The 24,785-nt window shown below is 39.0% G+C and carries 26 protein-coding genes; 18 read left to right on the top strand and 8 right to left on the bottom strand.

Annotation, left to right across the window (positions count from 1 at the left end):
- Window positions 1–41: 41 nt before the first annotated feature.
- From JFU56_RS11620 to JFU56_RS11645, 6 genes are all read right to left on the bottom strand, one after another.
- Entirely contained in the window at window positions 42–290 is a 249-nt protein-coding gene (locus tag JFU56_RS11620; protein WP_198437455.1) for a hypothetical protein, read from the bottom strand.
- A 410-nt stretch (window positions 291–700) separates the two neighbouring features.
- Window positions 701–1,195, bottom strand: coding sequence for a hypothetical protein (locus tag JFU56_RS11625; RefSeq protein WP_198437456.1), 495 nt, complete (start codon window positions 1,193–1,195; stop codon window positions 701–703).
- Window positions 1,196–1,602: 407 nt separating this feature from the next.
- On the bottom strand, window positions 1,603–1,878 hold the full coding sequence (locus JFU56_RS11630) for a hypothetical protein (RefSeq protein ID WP_198437457.1): 276 nt from the start codon (window positions 1,876–1,878) through the stop codon (window positions 1,603–1,605).
- A gap of 198 nt (window positions 1,879–2,076) precedes the next feature.
- Entirely contained in the window at window positions 2,077–2,421 is a 345-nt protein-coding gene (locus JFU56_RS11635; protein WP_198437458.1) for a hypothetical protein, read from the bottom strand.
- A 378-nt stretch (window positions 2,422–2,799) separates the two neighbouring features.
- Entirely contained in the window at window positions 2,800–3,048 is a 249-nt protein-coding gene (locus JFU56_RS11640; protein ID WP_198437459.1) for a hypothetical protein, read from the bottom strand.
- Window positions 3,049–3,075: 27 nt separating this feature from the next.
- Entirely contained in the window at window positions 3,076–3,480 is a 405-nt protein-coding gene (locus JFU56_RS11645) for a hypothetical protein (protein WP_198437460.1), read from the bottom strand.
- A gap of 380 nt (window positions 3,481–3,860) precedes the next feature.
- Here JFU56_RS11645 and JFU56_RS11650 point away from each other — a divergent pair, with 380 nt between their 5' ends.
- From JFU56_RS11650 to JFU56_RS11670, 5 genes are read left to right on the top strand one after another with little or no spacing between them, the layout of a single operon-like run.
- The gene (locus JFU56_RS11650; protein WP_198437461.1) at window positions 3,861–4,649 is read left to right on the top strand and encodes a hypothetical protein; all 789 of its coding nucleotides are present in this window, start codon (window positions 3,861–3,863) and stop codon (window positions 4,647–4,649) included.
- A gap of 1 nt (window position 4,650) precedes the next feature.
- Window positions 4,651–5,232 (top strand): type I-E CRISPR-associated protein Cas6/Cse3/CasE, encoded by a 582-nt coding sequence (locus JFU56_RS11655; protein WP_198437462.1) that lies wholly within the window; start codon window positions 4,651–4,653, stop codon window positions 5,230–5,232.
- On the top strand, window positions 5,232–7,337 hold the full coding sequence (locus JFU56_RS11660; RefSeq protein WP_198437463.1) for a DEAD/DEAH box helicase: 2,106 nt from the start codon (window positions 5,232–5,234) through the stop codon (window positions 7,335–7,337). The genes JFU56_RS11655 and JFU56_RS11660 overlap by 1 nt, the downstream gene beginning before the upstream one ends.
- Complete coding sequence (locus JFU56_RS11665; RefSeq protein ID WP_198437464.1) at window positions 7,328–8,068, top strand: hypothetical protein; 741 nt, start codon at window positions 7,328–7,330, stop codon at window positions 8,066–8,068. Before JFU56_RS11660 ends, JFU56_RS11665 begins: the two co-directional genes overlap by 10 nt.
- Window positions 8,069–8,110: 42 nt before the next feature.
- Window positions 8,111–9,232, top strand: coding sequence for a FlxA-like family protein (locus tag JFU56_RS11670; RefSeq protein ID WP_198437465.1), 1,122 nt, complete (start codon window positions 8,111–8,113; stop codon window positions 9,230–9,232).
- A 525-nt stretch (window positions 9,233–9,757) separates the two neighbouring features.
- Here the strand turns inward: JFU56_RS11670 and JFU56_RS11675 are convergent.
- A complete protein-coding gene (locus JFU56_RS11675) occupies window positions 9,758–10,222 on the bottom strand; it encodes a hypothetical protein (protein WP_198437466.1) in 465 nt (154 codons plus the stop codon).
- A 17-nt stretch (window positions 10,223–10,239) separates the two neighbouring features.
- Window positions 10,240–13,782, bottom strand: a complete 3,543-nt coding sequence (locus JFU56_RS11680) for a phosphoadenosine phosphosulfate reductase family protein (protein WP_198437467.1) — start codon at window positions 13,780–13,782, stop codon at window positions 10,240–10,242.
- Between the two features lie 164 nt (window positions 13,783–13,946).
- Here JFU56_RS11680 and JFU56_RS11685 point away from each other — a divergent pair, with 164 nt between their 5' ends.
- From JFU56_RS11685 to JFU56_RS11745, 13 genes are all read left to right on the top strand, one after another.
- Entirely contained in the window at window positions 13,947–15,107 is a 1,161-nt protein-coding gene (locus JFU56_RS11685) for a DGQHR domain-containing protein (RefSeq protein WP_198437468.1), read from the top strand.
- A 13-nt stretch (window positions 15,108–15,120) separates the two neighbouring features.
- Complete coding sequence (locus JFU56_RS11690) at window positions 15,121–15,444, top strand: hypothetical protein (protein ID WP_198437469.1); 324 nt, start codon at window positions 15,121–15,123, stop codon at window positions 15,442–15,444.
- Between the two features lie 78 nt (window positions 15,445–15,522).
- Complete coding sequence (locus JFU56_RS11695; RefSeq protein WP_198437470.1) at window positions 15,523–15,861, top strand: hypothetical protein; 339 nt, start codon at window positions 15,523–15,525, stop codon at window positions 15,859–15,861.
- Between the two features lie 207 nt (window positions 15,862–16,068).
- On the top strand, window positions 16,069–16,647 hold the full coding sequence (locus tag JFU56_RS11700) for a hypothetical protein (RefSeq protein ID WP_198437471.1): 579 nt from the start codon (window positions 16,069–16,071) through the stop codon (window positions 16,645–16,647).
- Between the two features lie 705 nt (window positions 16,648–17,352).
- Window positions 17,353–17,943: a hypothetical protein gene (locus JFU56_RS11705; RefSeq protein WP_198437472.1), complete on the top strand. Its 591-nt coding sequence runs from the start codon at window positions 17,353–17,355 to the stop codon at window positions 17,941–17,943.
- A gap of 170 nt (window positions 17,944–18,113) precedes the next feature.
- Window positions 18,114–18,734, top strand: coding sequence for a hypothetical protein (locus JFU56_RS11710; protein WP_198437473.1), 621 nt, complete (start codon window positions 18,114–18,116; stop codon window positions 18,732–18,734).
- 439 nt (window positions 18,735–19,173) lie between these two features.
- Window positions 19,174–19,905, top strand: coding sequence for a hypothetical protein (locus tag JFU56_RS11715; RefSeq protein ID WP_198437474.1), 732 nt, complete (start codon window positions 19,174–19,176; stop codon window positions 19,903–19,905).
- A 381-nt stretch (window positions 19,906–20,286) separates the two neighbouring features.
- On the top strand, window positions 20,287–20,544 hold the full coding sequence (locus JFU56_RS11720; protein ID WP_198437475.1) for a hypothetical protein: 258 nt from the start codon (window positions 20,287–20,289) through the stop codon (window positions 20,542–20,544).
- 74 nt (window positions 20,545–20,618) lie between these two features.
- On the top strand, window positions 20,619–21,047 hold the full coding sequence (locus JFU56_RS11725; protein ID WP_198437476.1) for a hypothetical protein: 429 nt from the start codon (window positions 20,619–20,621) through the stop codon (window positions 21,045–21,047).
- An 86-nt stretch (window positions 21,048–21,133) separates the two neighbouring features.
- Window positions 21,134–21,424: a hypothetical protein gene (locus JFU56_RS11730; RefSeq protein ID WP_198437477.1), complete on the top strand. Its 291-nt coding sequence runs from the start codon at window positions 21,134–21,136 to the stop codon at window positions 21,422–21,424.
- Window positions 21,425–21,561: 137 nt separating this feature from the next.
- Entirely contained in the window at window positions 21,562–22,110 is a 549-nt protein-coding gene (locus JFU56_RS11735) for a hypothetical protein (RefSeq protein WP_198437478.1), read from the top strand.
- A gap of 39 nt (window positions 22,111–22,149) precedes the next feature.
- Window positions 22,150–22,710: a hypothetical protein gene (locus tag JFU56_RS11740; RefSeq protein WP_198437479.1), complete on the top strand. Its 561-nt coding sequence runs from the start codon at window positions 22,150–22,152 to the stop codon at window positions 22,708–22,710.
- 530 nt (window positions 22,711–23,240) lie between these two features.
- Window positions 23,241–24,731, top strand: coding sequence for a hypothetical protein (locus tag JFU56_RS11745; protein ID WP_198437480.1), 1,491 nt, complete (start codon window positions 23,241–23,243; stop codon window positions 24,729–24,731).
- Window positions 24,732–24,785 lie beyond the last annotated feature (54 nt).

The raw sequence follows: 24,785 nt of genomic DNA on the forward strand, positions 1-24,785 counted from the left end.
AAGCAGGGCGCTTACCGTGTTGGATTTGAGAAAAAAGTGATTTAACAAATAATAGAGTTAGGGTAAACAGTCCATAAACTCGTTAATTGGTTATTCCATTCTTGTCCGTTTTTAACTTTGATTGAGAATCCTTTGATACCATGTTCTCGGCAATGTTTAACTGCATGTTCAACGCACGAACCAAGTGATAGTCTGCCGTCCAAAAACAGCACGCAGCCAGGACCTTTTTCTTCTGTTAATATTGTACAGTTTTCAATTTGTCTAAAAAACTGAATGTATTGACCTTTCATAAGATAGCCTTTTGGATAGTTCCTGATGGAGGTTTGAATGTAATAGGGCGGTAAATACCCTTATTTTGGTTGTTATGTGAATTAGTTAAGTAAAAGCGTATGCCTCAGTGTTATTAAAGATTTCCAATATTTCAGATTCAGTGCAATCTACTTTATCGCTCTCATCTAAAACGTTTTCACAAACATAATTATCGTAAAATATCCATACGCCGTATTCAGGATGATTTACTTTTTTTGTTATGTCCATTACGCAAAATAACTTACTGAACAGGAAGAAAGTGTCGGTCTTATTCACTTGAGTTACTTTATTTAACATAATTTGAACCTCTTGTTTTGTGGCAAATGATGTATAGAGTCTCGGTATGCAGAACTGCAATGACCGAGATCTAAGGTTTGAATGTACTTATGGATTAAGCAGCTCCAATGCAGTTTAAAAGTCTACTGTATTCATTTTCAGGAAAGATTACTGGGTCTATGCACCACGGATGGTTTAGTAAAAATTCCAAATCATCCGTATCATTCACTTCATAATCGCCTTTACCTTTAGTGTAAAACCATAACGTACTACATTGGTATTCACTTGGAGTATGTTCCTGACTACCAAAATCATCGAAGTGTTCCCATCGGTAATCACCTGTAGCTAACCAAACGCCTTTGTGGATTTCAGTTAAACCATTAGCCTGTGCCTGTTGGAACAATTTAATTGCATCATAAGGCTGACCGTCGTGGTCTAATACCCTCTTAGCTTTAGTTGATTGATCATTTACTTCCAATTCACTAATTCGTTTTTCGTATGACGCGATGTCAGCTTTACAGTTAAGAACATAGCCCTCGTTCAAGCCTTCCATTTTGAGGGTGACCTTCAATAGGCGTATGTTTTCTTTAAGTTGGTCAATATGATTCATTAGGAATATCCTTGGATTGTAAGTGAGGCAGTAACAATGTTACTCGCTAGAAAATGCCTGGGTCTAGCTATCGATGTTTGAAGTTCAAACACGCGAATAGAGATGGACATTCTTAATAAGAAAGTTCATTTCTATTCTAATGAATATATCGATGCGGCGGTTCTTATTCGGATGTAAAGCAAACGTAATACTGGAGTAAGTATTAGTGCATTCGTGTTGGGATTAAGACTAAGTAAGGCTGTTATTTGAAAGTGAGGGTTTTTTAAAGTCCACAAAACCCTTGGACTGAACCTTTATATTAATTCAGTGTATTTTAATTGCAACTACTGATTGGAGTAATAGTGAAAGGCTCCAGAAAGTGCTTCTATGTTGTGTCAGGACGACACTAATGCCGACCTGATGATTATCTAACTATTACTGACTGCTTGCTGCAATTCAGTGAAAGAGGTTAAGAACTGACTTGATGCTTGCTTTAGTTCATCAATTTTCACTTGTTGTGATGTAAATACAACCCGTGAAAACTCAATTAGATCAAGCGTAGATTCATCAATCAATTTTAATGGCTCTCCGCGAAACCCATTTATTTTGTTATCCAAATCAATTTTAAGACTTCTCTTTAAGAGTCGTTTTAATTTCTCAGGATATCTTTGTAGCTGATTTACGTCTGCAGTAGATAGCTTCATGGTTTAATGCCTTTAGTTATGCCTAGCTTGCCCAACAATACTGCAATGAGGATGACTGAAGTTTCTCTACCAAGATAACCATATAGAGTGATCTCGTAAGTGGATGTATATTCCATTAATAGAGACACGCACGTTGTAATCAACAAAAATAATATAAACTTTATTTTGTTTGATTGAGATAAGTTCATATTAGCCACCTTATAGATTGCAGTGATTTTCTTTGAGCCAATTCAAGGCAGCGTTACCTTCAACTAATGAGTTTAGGATATTACCTAAATCACCTAAACCATTAGCGTTGAGTAAATCTACTGCTTGATTAAATTTAACTTCATCAGATGAAATCTCACTAACTGAACTGGTGATGTAGTCTTCGATTTTGCCAAACGCGTCATCGCATATGTCTTGCATACTAGGTTCATTTAAAATTTGAAGTACAATTTCGTCAGGGTTAGAAATGAGAACCGCGATATCTGACTTTGCTGTCACGATATTGGTATCTGGATTGGATGTATCAGTTTTATTTTGAATTGTTGTATTTGTCATAGTGGTTCCTAAAATTGGATAGTTGTAAGTGAGGCAGCAACGATGTTGCTTGCTAGATAAAAGCCTAAGGTCTAGCTATCTGTGTTTGAGATCAAACACGAGAACAGGTATGTACGCTCTTAATGAGTGCTCATATCTTTTCCGGTGAATTAGTTTGTGAAGTTCTTTAAAGATACTGCTCGTGAAGCTGAAATCATTCAGAGAATGGCATAAATTGGAAGTGAGGGCTTTTAAAGTCAACTAAACCCTTTGACTGCTACATATTTTAAATTAATTCACTTTGATTGCAATAGCTGGTGTAACGCTGAAGTTGTACATTGTGATTAAACTGAAAGCAGGGTGATGTTGTCACCCTGCTAAATTTTTAAACTCTACTTGTTATGTAGTATGTAATTGGAACTCAATATCGACCTTTCTAGCAAGAGTTTTACACTCTACATTTGAAAGTATAAGTTCGTCTTCATCAAAAGTACCAAACTGGATTTCAGAAAATCCAAGCCAGAATTCTTTGCAGTTGAATGATAATGAAACACCGGTTGTTTTAAGTTCAATTTCATCGGCTTTATAGCCATCTAATACAATGGACTTACTACTATTACACAGTAATACGAACTGTTCTTCATCCATGGGTAATACCCCTTGAGATTATGGTGTTTATTTGGAAACAGGTTGGCAGATGTTTTTCGATAACTGCTTAAGCTGATCATTTGTCAAAAATAATATAAATTCTTCAAATTCAAACACGACATCATTGAACTCAAAATCCATTGGCATGGCTTGGTAATCACGAACAGAGTCATGACAAACTTCATATAATGCTGTTTGGAACGCATTGAAATCGAAGTCTGCTGGATTATCATCTGACTTTAAATCGACACTTGTAGATTTATATCCTTGTAACGCATTTTGAAGTTCGTAAGCAACCGAGTCAACAGTTGCCAAGGTGCATTCACTGCCACTCATCGCTATCAAGCGGCCGTTGACGAATAGTGCATTACATCTCTCGTTATTCTTCTCGTTATTAATTTCTAATTTTGAGATTGTTAGTGAGTCATTCATAGGTTTTTCCTAAGTTGTAAGTAAGGCAGCAACAATGTTGCTCGCTAGAAAAATGCCTGGGCACTAGCTATCGATGTTAGAAGTTTGAAGTTCAAACACACGAATAGAGATACACTCTCTTAATAAGAAAGTTCATGTCAATTCAGATGATTTGATTTAGGTGGTTTGCATTTGGAAGTGAGGGCTTTTTAAAGTCGAATTACCCTTGGACTTATGCCTTAATCATAAATTAATTTTGGCTCGTTGCAATAAGTAAATTAGTTAATACCGGTACTTAGGTGAATTAATCTATTTAAATCAATTGCATTATTTCAGAAATGCCTTAAAGTATTTTATTGAAATAAGTTATAGTTGTTATACAAATCGGAAAGGTTAATGCAATGGACCCAATTGATTATTTATGGAAAAGACTTACTGAGCCTCTGGGTGATGAGATGGTCTTGCAGGAAACTAATGGCGATGACGTAACGTGTTATTGCTGTGACCGGAAATCAAAATACTGGGCAACTGATTCATACGTTAACCGTCAAGACAGTTACCTTAAAATGGACGTGCCGGTGTGTGCGCCATGCAACGCGTTATTTCTAGGAACGCAAAGACTTGGTATTGAAAAGGGGACACCTGAAAAACCCGCAGGTTTCGGTAAACTCGGCATGTTAGCTGGGTGTGGTTTAATTGTGACTGCAAAAGAAAGTATCATTCTAACCAATCCAGGTTGGCATAAGCGTATCTCTTATTCTGATAACGTGTTGTGTCGTTTAGAGATGGTTTCCGGTAAAAGTGCGTTTGAATACACAGTCGCGCTAATTAAAGAATTGGAACCTGCAGACTTTCCCGTTATATACATTTCAGATTTAGGGCGTAAAAAGGCTGAACTGGTTAAAAACCTTATTTTGACGTCAGATAGCAAAGTGCTTATATCGTGCTCTGCGAATGGCGCAGCGCGAATCGATCTTGAACTACTGGATGAATTACAAACATTCGCGGTCAATGACAAAAAATCGTGGACCAAATTTAAAAAGTTTATCAATGATGCTTCGAATGGACGGATCTCTCCTAGCGATGAAAAACTACAAGAGTTTATGGCTAGCTCGCCGGAGTCTTTACGTCTAGCGCGACTTCTGCCTGCAGACCCACATGAGAAATTATCGTTAATGAGGATTGTGTAACATGTTATATGAATACATTTTAAATTCTGACTTAGATCCCAATGCTGTTTACAACTTACACCAAAAGGTCATGGATCACTATACGGCTGGTGGTGATGCGATAGTAGAAAGTGGAGGTAATAAGCGTCCCATCTGGCGCTCAATGCCTAATGAAAATGGTTGTATGTTGCTAGTGAGATCATTGGCTAAACCTTTATCTGAAACCCCGAGTATTTCATCTCGGGAACTACTACATACACTCAATGATGAAGTAAGATTTAACGTCCGACTGAGTTTATCTGAACGCAAGCCTGTTTTTGATGACAATAATGTGAAAATCAAAACCACTGAAAAGATAGTGCATAGAGATAATGTTCATCGGTGGCTATCTGATCTTCTATTCAAACATGGTCTGGAATTAGAAAATTGTTCGTTAATATCAGAATGCAAAATTCCGATGAAAAAAAAGAAATACTACATAATCGCAGCAGACTTTGTCTTCAATGCCAAAATTGTTGATCTTGAAAAGTTTGAGTATGCGTATAAATACGGGATCGGGCGCCAGAAAGCTTTCGGGTTTGGATTATTACTTGGAGGCAAGTAATGAAGTCAAAATTAATCGAGTTGGTAGATCTGGTATTTTCACCTGCAGGTATTTTGGTTACTCAAATGGGAATGGAGTATCGTTTTGAACAGCATCGTTATGCTTTAAATGTCTGCGCTTGGTTAACTGCAGATGTTGGTAATCCAATAGCACCTCCTGTTGCTTTGCTTGAGGGTGAAACAGGTATCGGTAAATCACTTGCCTATACGTTACCATTGATCATGCACTTATCATTGACTGGCAAACGTGCTCTTATTTCAACGTATACGGTAAACTTAATCCACCAGCTGACGCATGACCTTAATTTTATAAAAACAATCATGCAGCAATTGTCATTACCAATGATATCGGTGAGTCAACGCCTTGGTGTAACGCAATACGCTTCACCATCTATCATTGACCAGTTAGCTAGCGAATTGTCTAATGAAGTTATCAGTACTCAATTAACGGACTGGGCAGAGAAAATACGGACGTCTTATGGGCTTCATATTTACACTAGCTGGTGGCATGAAAATATCAATCTCGATTTTGATGGTTTAGGTTCCGTCAATTTCAGCTTGAGTGATACAAGTGTTGAGGATGATTTTCACTGGTACTGTCATGATTGCGAGCAGTCCCAAATAGCTCAGTTAGTTTTGACATCACACGCAGTTACCGTTTTAGTCAGTAAAGGCATGTCACTACTTAAAGCAGAACTAAAACCGTTTGATTATTTGATAGCGGATGAAGCAGACCAATTAGGTGCTGTGGCTGAGAGTTTGAGTGAACATCGAATGCAACCCACACGGATGATTGCATCTCTTAATCAGAGTAATGATGAAGTTAAATTTCCGAAAAAAGCACTAAAAAAAGCAACCGATGCTTTAAACGAATTTCAGTCATTTTTAGATGAGTTAGGCCAAACAAGTTTTGCGAATAAAGATCATGTGATTGTTGATAGCATGGTAAGTGAAACCAAAGACTTGTTAGCTAAAAAATCAAAGTTACTAGTAGCAACACTTAATCCGATTCTCGTTAAAGTGAAAGAGTCACAGAAAGCTGTTGTAATGGCTGAAAAATTAGAAACCTTTTGTGTAAGCTTAGTGCAAATGGCTACGCATTCAGAGAATGCCCCACAGAAATGTATCGCGTGGTCGAAGATACACCGCCGAGCTTCATTAGCGGCCAGTAACCCTTTTGCTGGTTTAAGTATTAGCCGATGGATTAATGGTATCAGTGAACTTCAACAACCTGTACGTATGTTACTAACTAGTGGTACGCTTTCTATCAGTAAAAAATTGGGTATTGAACGGTATAATAGCTTGCGTATTCAACTTGGTATCGCACAAGACCAAATTGGTTTGCATGATCGTCACTCACCAAACAACTATGGGTCAATCAAGTTCGTACTGGCTGATGAAACAACACCTAACCCCTTTGTTGGACGTGATCGTGAAAGAGGGACCTCAGATGATGCTTCGTATAATGATGGGTGGTTAAATTATGTTGTCGACATGCTAGTGTATAGCATGAAGTCAGGCCGTACACTATGCCTCTGCCCATCATATAAAGAAGTGGCCGAACTTGCAGATCGAGTTACTGGTGCTGCAGATATTGGTTTCCATTTGCCTGGTCGTAGTTTAGTCGACTTAATGAATCAGCTACAACGTGGTGACATCAAGGCCATTGTTAGCCCAAGTGCATGGGAAGGCGTCAGTATCAGATATGCTGATGGTAGCCAACTTTTAGAATGCATCATGGCAACAAGATTACCTACAGCCGTTCCCGATGGTGCCGTGGAAGCTATATTCATTGCAGCTTATGCTGAGCGTGGTTATTCACCTGAGAGCGCCAAAGCTGCGCTTCATTCCAAAAACAGAGATATAGCACTTAGACGTTTTAAGCAGGGATTGATTGGTCGAGGTGTTAGAGCCATTGATGATTCAATCATAGCGTTGGTTGCTGACCCTCGTGTAGGGTTAAATGCTAGATACAAGCTTGATGGGGTGATCCCAGAACGCTTCTTTAACGATTATAGTAACGCGGATACATTCTGCAGTAGTACTTGCGAAACTAATATTACAAATCATAATCAAAGAAATCAGGAGGTATTACTTTGGTTTTAAATAACTTTAAACCTTTCGAACTGATGTTTGAGGTGGGATCTCCAATCATACTGGGTCGCCATCCTATTCATCTTGATGGTTTACTATCAAATTTGTGCTACAAGCACACGGGTTGCCCACAAGAAGCACTGACCATGTTGAAAGAACTATTAACTTGGGATGGTGAACATCAAATATATCATGCGAGTGCAATGGCATTTGGTGTACATGCGGAGCAGGGGATCAGTGCTACAACGCGTAACTATGTTGGTAACATGAAATCAGGTAAGCAATTGCGTGATGATCTTATTGCGCCGACAAAAGTAACAAAGCAAGGTGTTAGCAGTTACCGCAAATTGCAAATACTGGGTGGACCTGAGCGTAACCGTTTAAATAAGCATGCTGCTTATCACTCACCGTATGTAATTTTCCATGGCGTTGGCGATATAACCAAAATTGAAGCACTTGTTCGTTTTTATTGTACACGTCTTGGTGTTAATGCAAATTCGGGCTCAGGTACGATTAAAAGCTTTAGCATTCGAGCAATTGAGACTGACCTGTCATTGATTGATGGTACAGGTACCCATGCTCGCAATATGCCTGTTGCTTTATTAAAACAAAAAACAGGTCAGGTTTTAGTTGGAACTAAGATGCCCGTTGCAGCTCCTTATTGGCGCGGCCATGACAACTACACTGAAACAATGGCCATAGCTGTTCCGCGGGTTCGTCGATTGTTAGTAAATGACTTTTAGTATTTATTTAAAAACCAATTTGTAAAAAGGATTTCCATTATTATGAATAATACATCTCGCCAACCTATCTACTTTCGTGGTCACACAATTGCTGAAAGCGCGTTAGCTACATCACGTCCAGATGATAATTTCTTTAGCCCAAGTGGCTCAAAAGACATGCCACGGTTACCACGCTTAGGTCCTAAAACAGATGCGTCACCCGTTTTTTATCCTGGCACTCAACTACGACACTTAATGAGAGAGGCATTTTTAGAGATCAGCATTCAGGCGAATGAAGGTAACCCGCTTCCACTAGAAGAACATTTCATGATGATTCAGGGTGTTCCAATTGGTGCCTTAGCTAAAGAATTAAGCGGAAAAGACATGAGCGGAGTGATAGAGCGCGAAGACGGGCTCCGTGCTACTAATCCACTTATTTCACTTGGTGGGTACTGGAAGTTTGCTGGTACACTTGGTGTTGATGACTGGCTACCGGTAACTAATGGCGAAGCTGTTCACTATGTACATTCTAAGATGCGTGCTTTACCACATCAACGTAACCCAAATCTAGTTGATTATCTGAATGAGAGTGATGTGGATAGAATTACACGGATCATGCTTGAAGATGGTGAGATTGCACGTAAAGTCCGTGCTTTAAATGATCAAATCAAAGTTCTAAAGAAAGGTTATCACGACTTGAGTAAAGCCAAACAAAAAGAAATTGGTGATCAAATTAACGTAATTGAGGCGGAAGTTGCCGCGATTAAAGATGCGAAAGAAGGACCTACGGAAACATTAGTAAGACCGGTAGAAGGATATGAAGCAATTATCCCTCAAACGCGTCTACGTAGTGGCATGAGTGTTGACCGTTGCAGTAAAATGGAACTAGGATTTGTTTTGTATGCATTGCGCCACATTGCTAGAAAACCTTATGTTGGTGCTCACTTTGCTGATAACAAAGGTGAGTTTTCATTGAATTGGGAAGTTAATACCTGGGGCAAGAACCGTCCAGTTCCTGAGAAATTAGGTCGAGTGGAAGTGGGGTTATTACGGTTTGATATTTCAGAGGAAGGCGAAGATAAAGTTTTAACTAATGCTTTAGCGTTAGCAGAAAAAGCGATACGATCACCGAAAGATTACGGACTAGATTTTTCTGTGTTCGACCCGACATACATCAAAAAATAATTTGTTTACCCTATGTTCTATCTGCATAGGGTTCCCCACAAGGGGGTTAGCGTTTATACTTGTTATATTTTCCCCACAAGGGGGTTAGCGGATGTGATTTTTTCATTAAATGTTTACCTACAAAGTAATCCCCAACTATATGGGGGTTAGCGTTTATACTTGTTATATTTTCCCCATTTTGGGGTTATCGGCCTAATGAAAATATATCCCAAATAGTTAATAAGTATTCCCCGCAAGGGGGTTAGCGGTGTAATCTATCTGATGATATTGTACCAATAATGTGTTCCCCGTTTGGGGGTTAGTGATAAACAATATTGATTCCTAATGTAACCTAATAAGTTTCCCAAGATGGGGTTTTCGGAGATGCGCTATGCGTAACCGTGTTATTAGGAAGCATTCCCCGCAAGGGGGTTAGTGGTAACCTAAATCTCGAAATGGTTCCAGCTATACTAGTTCCCCGCAAGGGGGTTAGCGGATCGAATTAAAACGGTTTCTTGATGGTTTCTAACTTTCCCCGTATGGGGGTTAACTTGGCAAAATGAAGAGTTCAACAATGGCTTTTTTTGCAAGGATTTCGATGTTTATATAGCGTTTAACTAACCGGTTAACGTTTGATGTTTCTAAGCCATGCTCATTAACCACATCAATTTGCCGGATCCCGTGGGACTGAAGTTGCACCAATTGGTTTATAACGGCCTCATTGGGAGTGCGCTGAAACAACTGGGTAACAAGTTTAACGTATTCATCATCACCAGACTTTTGTGGTGACCGACTTTTCAGTTTTGACAAGACGCGGATCTTATTATGATATGTAGCAAGTGAAGCTTTCACATCACGCCTAATCTTCCAATCTATCTCATTTAAACCATCTTCATCAAACCCATTTAGTAGGGCCTCATTAACAAGTTCTGCAACAACTGAATTACGATGTTTTCGTGTAAATGATTGCAGCATTTCAATGCCTTTGAGTGTTAATTTTGGAATGCTCATTTCACTTGTCATTATGTTTAACTCGCTTTAGCTAGATTGTGTTGTGGTGATCTTAGCTTTGCGATTAAAGCCAGCTGTCCTGCCATTAGGCTGTTAAGTTTACTGGTTTTCGCTTCTAAACTCACGTTAGAAAGTGATCTTCTTTGTTGAGTCGCTGCAGAGTTGACCGCTGTTGATATGAATGATTCAAAACATGGATGGCCATTTAAATTTAGCGCGTCTGAAGAGTGCTCCCAACCCTTGTTCGCCTCAATGTAACGATTTTCTATTTTATCCGGAGTATTAGACTCGGGACGGTCACCAAAAACCTCACAAACGTAATGTAACTTCTGCATATAAGATAAACGTTTAGTTAAGCCATATCCTACTAAGAATGAATTCACCCGTTCGTGATTCAATGCTATCCAGTTGGCTAGAACATCAACTTGATCTGATACGACTGAACTTGCCTGCACTTGCCCTCTATGAAGAGAGACACTACCAACTTGGTTTGCGATAGTGGTACTAAGTTTGTTTAGCATCTTTTTTGGTACCGCGGTAAACGCCTCTATCTCAGTATGTAGTTCCTTAATGCTTACTGTGAACGAGCGTGATAGGGCTTGTTTACTGTCATAATCACCATTGATGGCCAACATCTCATTTTTTGTGGCCAGGGTAGACAACATACCATCGACACTGCCAACGACATGGGAGAATTCACGTAACCAAACATCTATTTTAACTTGGCGAGAACGGGCATCATTACCATGGCATATTGGAGCAAACATGGCTGCAGCGACATAAGCTTTGGCGATCTGCTTATATTGGTTGACGAACTCAGTCAGGCGCACGTTAACATTCTCAATTGATAGTCTGCAGTTAGCTGATGAGCACTGGCTAGATAGCGCTATTTGCGACTTAACTAAGCGTCTACGTTGATTACGTAAATATCTAACTGCCAGTAAGTGTTGAACCTTTTGCGCCCTGTGTGCCGTCATAGAGATGACATTAGGTGTGTTTTCAATTTCTCTTATCGACTTGTTTGCAAGGCTGAACAGTCCAGCCGTAAAATATATCTCAGTTCGCTTTAGTGTTTTCAGTAAATATGGTTCAAATTGCGGTGTTGCTGTTAGACCTGTGTTGTTAGTAAGATAATAAACAGGATCCGTGCCTTTGTAAGTTCGCATTGACAGGCCAGAGTTACGCGAACTTGATAGTGACGCGTTATGTAGGGCAAGTAATTTGTTCCATCCGTCTTGTGCCAACCAGTCGTTAAACACTACATCATCAAATACAAAGCTATTATTAATTTGTTCCGCATTCAGATCTTGAGTCTGGTGAATGTCGATGGCGCAATGTCTTGTCATGGCAAAATCGGGTAACCAATATTGAACAGTTTGTACAGATTGTTCCTCTAGAACTGGTTTCGTTGAAGCATTGTATACACGTAATGATGCACGCTCTGCAGTGTGTGTCTCTGTTTTCTTATCGTAGCTACGTTTTCTAGCAGAGAAATGTTTACCTAGTTCCACTTTTTTACGGAGTGCACCAAAGCTGCGAACATCGCTGATAAATACTTGCTGGTTATTGAATGCATGAACGCTGGTTACACCAAATGTTGTTTTTTCTGCTTTTTGTATTTCCAGAATATCCGCAACACTCATCGCCGAAGTCGCTTTACTTTCAAGGTAAGTGTTGAAGTCATTACGGCCTAGGACCATCAATTCATCATGCAAAAGCTGATTGTTGCTGAGGTCTATTTTTTTATTAGTTGCAACATCCTTGGCTTTGATGATCTCACTATTATTTCGAGTATTAATTTCGTAGCTCAGCTTAAATGCACGAGTGTGCTTAGCCTTAGAATTCGATTGCAATATCACACCGCCAAGAGCATCAAATTGTACATCCTGTTTTTGCCAGTGATCGCACAGTGTGAACGGCAAAAATTGTTGCAGGTGTGTTTCGTTGAGCTGGTGGCCGTGAGTTTGTTTAAGTGCAGTAAATGATTGCTTGGCAGGTTGAAATAACTGGGCAACGAATGCATCCGGTACCACGTTGTTTAATACTGATTTGTCATCCCACGGCAACAAACCTTTTAGTGCTCTTTGCTTATTCAACTCAGTGTTAGTAAGTGGGAACGGGATACGTTTACCATTTTTCACTTGCTCTAAGATGGCAACAGGACGGTAAGGTAGGGCAGAAACACCGTGAAGTCCCCAAAGCAGTGATAATAAAATAGCGTGCTTCTCGGTGAACATTTCAAACATTGGCTTTTGCAGCAAGCGGTTTACGTACATTGCTTTGTATTGCATCTTCACATCCTCGGACAGTGTTTCATCACTCATAATATCAACAACGCCAACATCAGTGTCTATGGCGCCAGCGTTGTATGCTTTGACGAACTGAGTGTGTGTATCTCTAGAGTCAATTGTAATCTGTGCCGCGAACCACACCATTTTTTCAAGCGTTTTTGCACGTAAAACATTCGGTTGGAGGAACACGTTATTATTCGTCATAGGGTCGTATGCTCTGGCATGAAAGGCTCGGTGACCCATGTCACTTGATATTCTCTGCAAATAGTCTCTAAACCTTAATGTAGAGTCACCAAACCTTGCCCATCGAGGGTACTTTTTCAGTTCGATAGAACTAGTATCTGAATTTACGGCACCGCAAGTCACACAGCCAAATCTGGCCACTTTTCCGCAGCCATTTTGCTCTACTTTCTTTTCACTGTCGATAGCAACCACTTCGCATACATCACTAGTGCCTTCGCCGTAAATAGCCACCAGCAGACCGAAATTATTGTCATAAGCCGCGATACGTTGGCCAACAAGCGTGTTGATAACTGGTTTGTTTCCGGCGTGATTTAAATAATTAAATACATCCGGTGCAGACCAATCTGAAATCGGGGCGAATTTATAGACCTTACTGGCTTTCTTGCAGGTATCTGCGTTGATGTTATCAATAAGTTTTTGCGCTTTGACTGAGCGAACGCCTTGGCGAAGCATATTATGTGAACGACGGGTACTCTCATCATGGCGTGAACCAGAAATACTGATCCAAGTCGCTTCGCGATATTGCTTAGGCAGGGTTGCTTTGATATTACGTAATGCACGGATACCTGTATCGATTTTCCAGATGATCGAACAATCCATGCTTCTACCCGAACTTGCTGTCGCAGGTAATTTCTGTGCACCGGCATAAAGTATCATTAGCTGATCTTGTAAGGGCGGTGAAACAACTTTCATTTGTAAATTAATATTGAGAGACGCGCAATAAGCCTTAAGCTTCATGATGACCCATGGTGCATATGTCTGAGTAGATTCAGATTCAAGCAGGGTATCTATATTGATAATGACTAAAGGGTGGTCAGTTGAAATTGTGCCATCGGCAATACAACGGCGCATCGCTTCTACAGCTGCGTTAGTTACACAGGAACTGTCTTTTCCTGAACTATACCCAATCTGCATACAGTAGCCCAGGTGAAGCAGTGCTATGTATTCTGCAATTAAAGTTTCACTTAATAAGTAAGCTTCGTTAGCCAGTTCAGATTTAATTGTACCCAGATCAAAAATATTCATAATACCGCCCTTACATCAATTGAGTTAACTATATAGCTATCAGTTATACATTGCAATGCTGTTACGGCAAATAAGGTTGGGTGAGTAATTTGGCGGGAACGGTTGACACAGTCTAATTTTGAGTTTAAATTGAAACTATCAGTTATACATTGCAGAGGCGCAAAATGGTAAACACTAAACTTAATATCCCTTCATACACAATATCAGCTAATGATGACCTAGCTTTTCCGGTATTCGAGGGTATAGAGGGTATCGGTTTTACTTACTCTGCAAAAGTCACATACGCTCAATGCGTGGCACTTTCCAAGCTTGAAGATGAATCGATCCCTGAACGCGAACGTAATCAGCGTAATGCAGAGAAATCTCGCATGAACGCAATTGCTGATTATCTAATAAAGCGTGACAACACATTATTCGGTCAACTTATTCTGGTGGTAACTGAACTGCAACTTACTGACTTAATGGTGTGTGAAGGTATCTCTATCAAGCGTGGTGTCATTCCAGCATTTGCTGACCGTTTGTTTATCGATGGCCAGCATAGGGTAGGTGGAGTAGGAGTTTCTTTGATATCGGACCCGTCACTAGCGTCTAGACATATGGATCTGAAAATTATAGTGGTGCCAACGGCTACTATTCGTGAATCAAGCACCTTTGTTAGACAGATGTTCTCAGACATTAACTCTAAAAGTAAAAAAACCAATAAATCACAAAATCTACACTTTGACAGTGAATCAAGCTTATCGCGTTTTTGTGATCACATTTTGGATATCACAACGCAATTAGGCGCACCATTTCAACAGGCTATATCACGAGACGGCAAGATCAAGCACGGCCAGCTTTATAATTTCGCAAGCGTATCGGACTTTGTATCGATCATGATCGGTATAAGCGGAGAAACCAAAATCAATGATTTTTTAGCCGACCAATCTAATTATGATCTGTATTTGGTTTTGATATCTCAGTACTTCACAGGTTTATATGCACACTTAGAATTCGAAGAAATGCAGAACATTAAGATAAAAAAAGACTGGAAGCACGCGATAGATTCGAACGTATTAACGTGTGTTATCGGATTGAAGGCATTAGCTTATGTAGGTCGTTCGCTGGTGGAGGACGCTTTAATTCAAGAAAAATCAGAATTAGACTTATCAGCGCTAAAAGCACTAAATAAATTGCCATTAAATGATACAGGTGCGCAGCTTTGGCTGGATAAACAAGTGTACAGCATGGTCGTAGGTAAAGTGAAAATCGTTAAGTCATCAGAAAAAAGATTAGCCCTTACACTGTGCCAAGGGATGCGCGTTATTCCTTGTGGCGCAATATAACGGAGACGGCATCATGACAGCATCAGTACAAACTAAAAAAATGGATTTGAAAGCGATCAAATGCCCAACCGCAATGGTTTATATACGCAGAGCCATTGAGAACGCGGTTTCACAATCATTCACTGGTCACGTTGAGATTATCACTATTGAACCAAGTGTTGAGCGAGACCTGACTTATTTCCTTGCATCAATTGATGGTAATGCGTCAATCGTTAAGGTAATAAAAGAACCTTTGACAGATGATTTACGAAATGATTGGTTATCGTCCGGAGAAGCATTACCGGCTGAAATAGAAAATATAACCGATAAGATTCATCTGACCGTGGAATTTAAGTAAGCAATACCCGTCGCAATGCGACCAGCGTTAGTTATGAAATTAACGCTCACAAACCAACTAATAAGTTAAGGAAATATTATGCGATCATTAAACAGTTACTTATTCGGCCCTTTGGCGCCATTAGTTTCCGCTGCATTCGTTGTCAGTGGGGTATTCCTATTCTCAGATTCAATCACCATGTCATGCCAGCAACCTAAAGTTATAGATTTTGTACGCCAGTATGTTGTGACAGCTCCAGTAGATATGCTTAACGATGGCGTTGATTGGGCTTTCACGAAAATGGAAGCCGACAAACCATCAGTACTGCAGGTCAATATTCAATATAGTGAAACGGCCACTAGTTTCTCTAAGAAGTCCGTTTGCAATTCAGGTGGGAATCTCGGGCAAATTACCAGCCTGTTTATTGTTGCTAACTAAGGGGGTCAGTTCAAGTACATCATAGGCATTGTCACTGTAGTAAATAAGTTCTGCTGGTGGCATTTGAGGAAATAAAGGCTGAATAAACTCGCTTAAGACTAGAAATGATTTAAGCCATCCAGTTCTCGAGTTCTATTTAATTAAATTAGAACGCAGTTTTTTTCTGGTGGCTAAAACAATAATTATCAGATTAACGTGGAGAATGAAATGAAAACCATTGTGAAATTACCTATTACTCACGGTGACATAATAGTTGCTAATATATCGAAAGAATTCAATCTACCAGACTTAGATCCTAGTGGTATTTACGTAGAATTTAAGTTGAATGACACTTTAACGGTTGAACGGGCTCTGATTGTTAAATCCATTAATCTTGATACAGGACTTGTCACTTTAGTGCACTTGCTTGGAAAGGGTGTTGGGATTAACGATGTCGACGCTAATGATGTATTGAATTATGTTGAAAGTATGAAAATCAATGGCTGGGATGTTGAACTTAATCATAGTGGTGTAGATGATTTAGTAACTTCTCAGAATAAACCCTATGAGAAGATAGGTCCCGCGGCACCTACTAAGAAAAGGTTGCTTCTTGAATATTGCTTTGCGGTGTTTGCTGCTATTTGTCTTCAATTATTAACACAAGCTTACTTGTTAGATTGGACTTACTCCGTTCAACTATTTGAACACGTAACTTCATCAACGCTTGGTTCTGCAAGCATGTTGGTGCCAATCATGTTTGTTCGATACAAGTTGAAGTTAAAAAAATCGCTATCTTGTGCCACTTAAATAGGCTGTATACAACAAACATATTGCATGCACTACTTAGTGTAAACCATACTCACCATGTACAGCTTGATGGTGAGAACCTTCAAAGTTACTCGGTTATGTTTCCCTTCCAATATCAAAATTCAGCCAATCAAGATTCCTCATTAAAAAACTAATAGAATGGATTTCTGAATCAGTGTATTCATATGCGAATTCTTTCTTAAGGGTCTTCCGTTGATGTAGTAGAAGTTTCAGAACTAAGAATTATACATTTATTAATTAAAGGATGAATTTATGGATATTTTCGGACTTAATATAACTAATATAATTTTGTTTATTGTCCTTCTGCTACTAGTGATGGAGTCGATGGTGCATACATGAGAGAAAAACATTACCAAACCACTGAAGTTTAGGCTATATCTAAATCTTGATTAAAAATTGATTTATATATAGTATTTCAATTACGCGCTAGGCTCAGCCGTTGAAACGCCTCACTATCAAATATTAACTCAAATATCCTCATAATATTCCGTGACGTCGTCACACTCCCAAATTGATAACTGAAACTGGTATGCCATATTCCTGTATTTAAACCTAATTCGGCATCCCTGTTTTTGTGATCTTTGATCACAGCAAGTCAGAACCAGGCTAACCACTGACACATGCTTTTGCATGGCCTTACTTTTAATCCGCGATATATCGCAATACCCCAAAAGGTACTTCACTATGAAAACAGTATTTTCACTTACATATTTCGAATGTCCAAAATCAGTAATGAACTTAAATGATCAAATTATTGGGCCTCAATTGTTTATTAATAAAGATAATGCAATAGGACGGCTCTATGATTACGTTAAAGCGCGTTTAACTAACGGTCTTGATGACGTTATGAAGCTGTATATCGAAGAGCGTAACTGGGATGATTCAGTTTCTGATGCATACGTATTTATTGAAAATTCTAACACTCAAGAAATGCTAGCATTATCAGAGTATTTCTTTGATTTTATGAAATGTGACGATACGCATGTAGGCTTTAAGATAACTGAATTGCCAGTAACTTCTTTTGAAGAACAGCTCTACAGTTCTAATGCTATTGAAATTAACGGTCACTTCAGTCGTCACTACCATCTTGCATCACCTGATGAACTACTAAATAACGATTATGGTACTTTGCTAGATGTTAAATGTGTAGATAACTCTTTTCGAGAATTTCAATATGAATTTTCTTTCGAAAATGTGAAAGATGCCACGTATGACTCGCGTCGTAAACTGTGGGTCGTAAAAGGGCTAGACGTTAAATTGTTCTGCTATTCATAAACATCAATTTCAATTATCACTGTGGCACACCTTGTTTAGCCTTGTCACACTGGCGTCACTCGTGTGTCGCTTGTGTTGCTTGAGTGACAACCGAGTGTCGCGACTACATTACTTTGTGGTGTGGTACCAACTTCCAACTTGCCATTAGGCCATCCAAAATAGGTAATAATATGGATTTACGAACTTTAAATGCATACACGTTATATGGTGTTTACACTGATACAGACACGCTCGAAAGAATGAGCGAAAGTATTCAATTCCCAAAGGCTGTATATGATCTAGAAATGTCAGAACATGGTGTCATCGCAGATAACACAGATGAAACTTGGAATGGTTCTGCTCGACCTTTCTTTGCTCAAGGACAACTTGATTCATTGGCTGTAATGTTGAACCAAATTGATGAAGTTGAAGCAAAGGTCGAAGATTTTAAAATTACGATCTACAACGATGCTTCAGGGGAACATGAAGTTATTTCATCTTGTGAAGGAAAATATGAACTGTCGGGCTGGAGTCTTTTTAAGTTCGATAAAGCGGACATATGGAATCGTATCCAGTTTTATAATTGGGAAATTAGTGACGTGGCGAATCTCATTATTTGGCTTGAGGCTAACGATGCTGGTGACTACGAATCTTATAACGACCGCGAGTTTTCACAGGAATCAGATGAGTTGAGACGACTTGCATATATGGCAATTAAATCAATTAGGCATACATTCAACGTGGTAACTTTACACGGTCTCATTGAGAAGCATGAAATATTGAAATCATTGGTAGATGATTTCAAAAATTAACAAATTAACAAATTAACAAATTAACAAATTAACAAATTAACAGTCGCCTCAATTGGGGCGCTGTCATTACTGCAGATTTTCATAAGCATGCTTGAACTTCGCTCTCACTAGGAGAACCAATAGTGGCGTAAGATTCTTAATGAGATGAAGCTTGTTACATAACAGGTTTTAACATAGACTAAGTGAATACGCGCTAGGCTCAGCCGTTGAAAAGCCTCACTTCAAACACCACTCATATTGAGAATCACCACATCTTGTTGCTTGTCACCAACTCCATATCTGAAAATTGTTATGCCATATTTCCGCACCTGAATTAAATTCGGCATACCTGTTTTGTGATTTTAATCACCAAGCGTCGGCTCCAGGCAACCTACCGACACATGCATTTGCATGGCCTTATAACCAAACCGCCTTTATAGGCATCCAAAGGACAATTACCATGACTAACAATACAAATCTTGCAAAATTGATAGCATCAGGAAACAGGGCTTTTCGTAAAGCTAACAACATTTCTAGTGGAGACGATTTTTTTGACGCGACAGTTAAACTGCCTACCTACAATGATCGTGTACTTGATGTTATGTTTACTTTTGATTCTGATAATAAAGAAATCCCAATTATCATTGTTTCATATAAGAGTAGCGAAGAAGTTGTAGATTATGAAAAATCGGAAGTGATTAAAGTGACTGGTATTTTTGGTGTTAGTCAATGTCAACAGTCACTTGAAAATGCAATACAGGAGTTGGAGTGTGGCGGTGTTGAGTCACCTAAAACCTTTTATGCATTTTTTCATTTCATTGGGTATGTTAACGAGTTTATGGCTCAGCATACTGTACTGGGCTTTAAGAGTGCAGCACACCAATTCAATCGTAAATGGCGAACTAATCAAATGAACGATGTGTTTGATAATTTCGACGGTGCATCGAGTGATAAAATGGGACTAACATGGTTACGTGATTTCGACTCAAGCTTGAGCAAAAATTTAGCTGGCGCTAAGTGTGATGAATCTTTAGATCTGCTAATCCACCTTCAAGATGATTTTTTGGGTAATTTGACAGGTTCAAATAAGCCCTATGAAAATTCAACGCCGCCGTTGCTTCAACGACTTGTTGAGGTGCACGGTAAAGATAAAACGGCCTCTATACTTACGAACCTGATTCTTAAACTATAAATGCCAACTGAGTAGTTAACTGTTGCCTCCTTTTTTGGGGGCAATACTTACCTTTTGAACCCATTAATTGAGTCTGTTTTTTAAACCTAAGATAGATATATTCAAATAAAATAATTAGTACCGGCTAAAGCTGTTAAACGGATACCTCAAATACCTTTCAATGGTCTCATTCTGTACTGCCATGGATTCGTGACGTCGTCACACTTAAATTAATTATCTTAAACTGGTATGCCATATTTACGGCTATAAAGTAGATTCGGCATTCCTGTTCATTGTGATTTTAATCACTGAGCGTCGACCAGGCTAATCAACGACACATGCATCAGCATCGCCTCACTTCCAAACCGTCTTTATAACAAGACATTATTCAAAAGGTACTTTATGACAACTTCCATCACGGAACAGCTAAAACCAAAGTTAATCTCCGCTGAAAATTTCAGTGCGATTAAAGTCAATATTCTTGTTGAGAAAACTCCTACTGAAGATACTTACTTAAGGGGTTGGGCAATTAGGGATAAACGAAATAATAAGCTCATCAGCATGCAGGATGAGTATTTTTATTGTTTGGCTAAACAGCAAAGCGCTCTTATGGCGATTAAAGATGGTCTTTATGAAGGTTTTACTCATTTCGATGGATAGAAATTACTAACCTTCCATGCACTTGCATGACCAACTAACAAACCACCTATTAGGTTAACTTAAAGGACTAATTTATGGACCTATTGAGCATGAACAAAAGTGATAATAAGCACTCGTTATTTTGTGATGTATTTTTTTCACTTGATATAGAGTTTGATCGCAATATAGAACAAGAAGACATCGGCCTTAGCACTGTCACGATCGAGCATCCTGATAATCGAAACTATGTGTTAGATGTTTCTCAAACATATCGTGAAGGTAATCGCCTACGCGCAACGTTTGACAACATTGATGAGCAAATGGGTGAATATCGAAAGGCATTAGGTCTTAACCCGTGTAAAGATTTAACGGTTGATGACCTACATGATCACAACGTGACTTCAACGATGTTCATGTCCTTGGGATCGGATGTTGAATTTGTGAAAGCAAAACTTCATTACTCCGATTGCGGTGGGCAATACCAAATTAACACTCAAGTTAGGGTCAAATCTGAACCACTATAAATCCATCAAGTGAAGACTAAGTAATATTTTAACTTCACTTAATTCAAAACCGCCATTTTGACATCATTCAAAGGGACATTTCCACTATGGAACAAACAACAACTATTACTGTTCACGGTACCGCTAAACATGACGAAATCAAAATCATCGAGATACCAGCAACTTTAAGACTTGAAGTGCCGAGTTGTACTTCTGATGAAGACATCATTAAATTGGTCCAAGGCTGTGCGTCAAGCACAGAGGGTACTATCACTGGCTCAAAAAGCGAAGTGATTACCAATGTTCGAATGTTTGAACCGGAACAGCTTGCTAAGTTAATCAAGCATTCTGATGTTTGGGTTTTCGACCTTGGCAATATTAAACTGGAAACTGCTTAAGTCGCTCAACTTAATAACTTCTACGGCTACATATGAACCGTAGAAGTTACTTTACTATTAAATCACCCAACGGTATTCAACCGAAGTTCGCCTTACAGCGACGGGTATCAAGTCAATCCTTTAGAGGAATTCAAATTATGATAAATTCAATCGAAGAACTGAAACACAACGGCAAAATCAAATCAGATATCTTGACAGCTTTAATTAACATGTTGGTTAAAAAGGCTTTGTTAAAGCTTATGGATCCAATACATGAAGCACTATGTGCTGAAGCAATGGTTAAATTCAAGCCGGTCTACATTTTAGATGGTTCTGGTACTAGTCAAGATAAAGGAACGGCAATGACCAATTTTGACCACCTTTATTTGGCGTCAGATGAAATTGCCGGAAAAATATTTGATTGGCATAAATCAGAGTTAGTAAAAAAAGACTTTGAAGCAGAAGAACCTTTTTGCCCTTACTTGGTAGCAAAGAATGCATTGTTCAACTGTGAATCCATGTTGATTGATGTAATGGCTGAGTATACAAGTGTTCGCAGCTCAAGCCCGAGTATGACACTAGAACTGCGTGCTAAGTGGCTGAATAGAATCGTAGTGCTATTGATTTCTCTTGCCGAAGATACTGGCACTGAACTTAATATATTTAAACACCCACAAGATGCAAAGGCATTCCTTGCTTCAATGTGATTTCAACCCGCCAATTTTGGCAACTAATAAGGCAATCCAATGGAAAACGTAAATATTTTAGACCTATACGGCAATAAAATCACTGTAACCGACATCGAAGCAGCCATTAAACAGGCTAAAGGCGGTTCTGGTATCGACGAAATAAGTCAAAGACCTTTTAAACTTGTAAATGGTATTTCACGAGAGATAGAGGACCGTGAAGATGAGTATTCAACAGTCGGTGAATATTGGTCCGATGCACTAGTCAAACTTATCAATCTAAAAACTGGTATCAAAACAACTTGCGTCTTAACCTGCAATAAACACGGTTTTAATGACTATGACATTTTAGAGCACGAAACAATTCGCCGAGCTTGCGTTCCTCATGGGATCAAAAAAGGCGAAACGTTCAATGTCTATTACGATGAAAGTAGTAAATCAGGTGTCATTTGGGGTGGTGAACTTATTGAGTCACTTCATGATGCAACTTTAGTTTTTAATGGCTATGGCGTTCGTTACAATGCTTTGTATAACGAGTTTCAAGTTACTCATGATGAGGTCGGTCGATGTGAAGAGTTTTCCGAACTTAGTGAGGCTATTGAGTACTGTAAAAAAGGTTAATTATAAATAACCAATGCTTTAAATAGGTTCCCGTGTTGGGGGCCTGTTTAATGCTTCTTTTTCTTCTAGTTATCATGTTCGTGTCACTCTCTCCCCTTTGCAAACAATTTACTTCCAATTGACGATCCAGTCTAACCAAACCCAATAGTGGTAGTCTTGTTACGCTGGATTTATTTTTATAAAAGTTGTCTATTTATTCTTTCGATTAAAAGTGTATAAGTCTTTTCAATGCGCTACCATTTATATCGTACCAAGTACGGCGTTGTTGTATTTGATACAAACAAATAATAATTGGAGCATCAGTAAACAACCGAACTCACATCGATATTCAGCCAAACCACATTTTAGTTATTCAGTTATATATAATCAATCTATTGATAAAATACTGGGTGGTTAGACATCCTCTCGGCGCTGCATTATGCCCAAGCAAATCTGAATCAAACCAATTACTTTCTTTTACGAAGCTTGACCGATGAACAGCTTTGTATGGAAGCAGCAGACATACGTACAGGTCAAGTGGAGTTATTATTATGAAGCGTATTACCGTTTCCACAGCGCACTTTGAGCAAGCAAAAAAGCAAGCTTATGTTGTTCGAGAACAGCTTTCTGAACATTTATCTTTGGGCTTTGATGAACTGAAGAAAACAGAGTTCTTATCTTTATGGGTTTCGGCGATAGGTTATCGAGATTGGGGCGAATTTCAGTCAATTACCAATCACGCCAATGTCCAATGCACAAATACTTTAATCATCACACCTATATCTATGCCGGTACTGGTCGATTTTTTCTCACGCTTTGCAAGATTATCATCCGAATCAGTGATCGAGTACGCTCTGCTAAAGGCGTGCACTGCAGAAGAGTTGAAATTGTTTGACGTTAGTCCTGCGGATTTTACTGAATCAGACACAATCACACTCGCGCTAATGCCTAATGGTCACATCAAGCGTTTAACTGATAAGTTATGGTGGCGACATAATGGGTATTCTCTCAATGTAGATCGGTTAAAGACGGATGTCCTTGCGGAAACTAAGAGGGAACGTAAGGTTGATGAGCTAACTAAATTACAGGCAATGGAAAGCTACGCAGATTTTTATCCAAATTCAGGCACGAAATTTGAAACAATACTTAACCAGGCAATTGATTCAAACTACTTAAGGCGTTATAGATGCCTTACGAATGATGAAGATGTGGTTGAACTTACTGATTATGCTCGAAGCTGTTATTTCATAGAGAAGACGCGTGACGGGAGTCCTGAGTACATAAAGTGGATGAGTGCCATATTCAAAGTAATAGACACATTAAAAGTTCGTAATTTACCATTAAGTAATTTTGCGGACTCATTTCATGAGGGCGTCTCATCTGATGATTTCATTAAAGACATAGTTAATCATCCCCATCACGCAGTTGAAAGAACTAATGATACCCGTCTCCGTATTGAACAAGACACAGGTACGTCCTTGGAGAGCAACAGTACTTTTCTATGCCTCAACCCGCGCTTTTTTATGCCTGCATCATGGCAACCTTTCAAGCTAAAAAATGCTCAACTGGAACTTCGCCTTGAGCAGGACGGCGCCAATATTGAATTGCCAAAAGACATTGTACTAGGTAAACCGTATCCAAATCAGCGTTATATCGTTGCAGGACCGGCTAAAAGCCGAGGGTTTTTTATTACATTATCGAGTAGGGCACCATTAACGCTTCACCTAAAATGGCACTTTGATATCGACGGTGGTTTTGACGTAAACCATACTATTAGAATTGAACTTAAAGACTTCTGTGCAAACAACATATTTTCAATGCAAAGTTCTATGTTCAAATTTCACGAAAGTTGTTCACCATCAAGTTTTATGACGGCTAGAACCATTGTACCTAAGATGCCGGAAGATACGAGCATGCTCTACAAAGACCATTATCGATTTAGGTTTAATCACTTGGAAGTTAACCACCAAAAACGCCATATGGCTATCTCAGAGTCGGTCACATTAAATGCATTAAATGTGCATGATTTTCATAACTGGTAATTATTGAATGTCCACCAGCGCTGGTGGACAAATACCTTTGTCACGTTGAGAGCT

The organism is Moritella sp. F3, from assembly GCF_015082335.1.
Classification (GTDB): domain Bacteria; phylum Pseudomonadota; class Gammaproteobacteria; order Enterobacterales; family Moritellaceae; genus Moritella.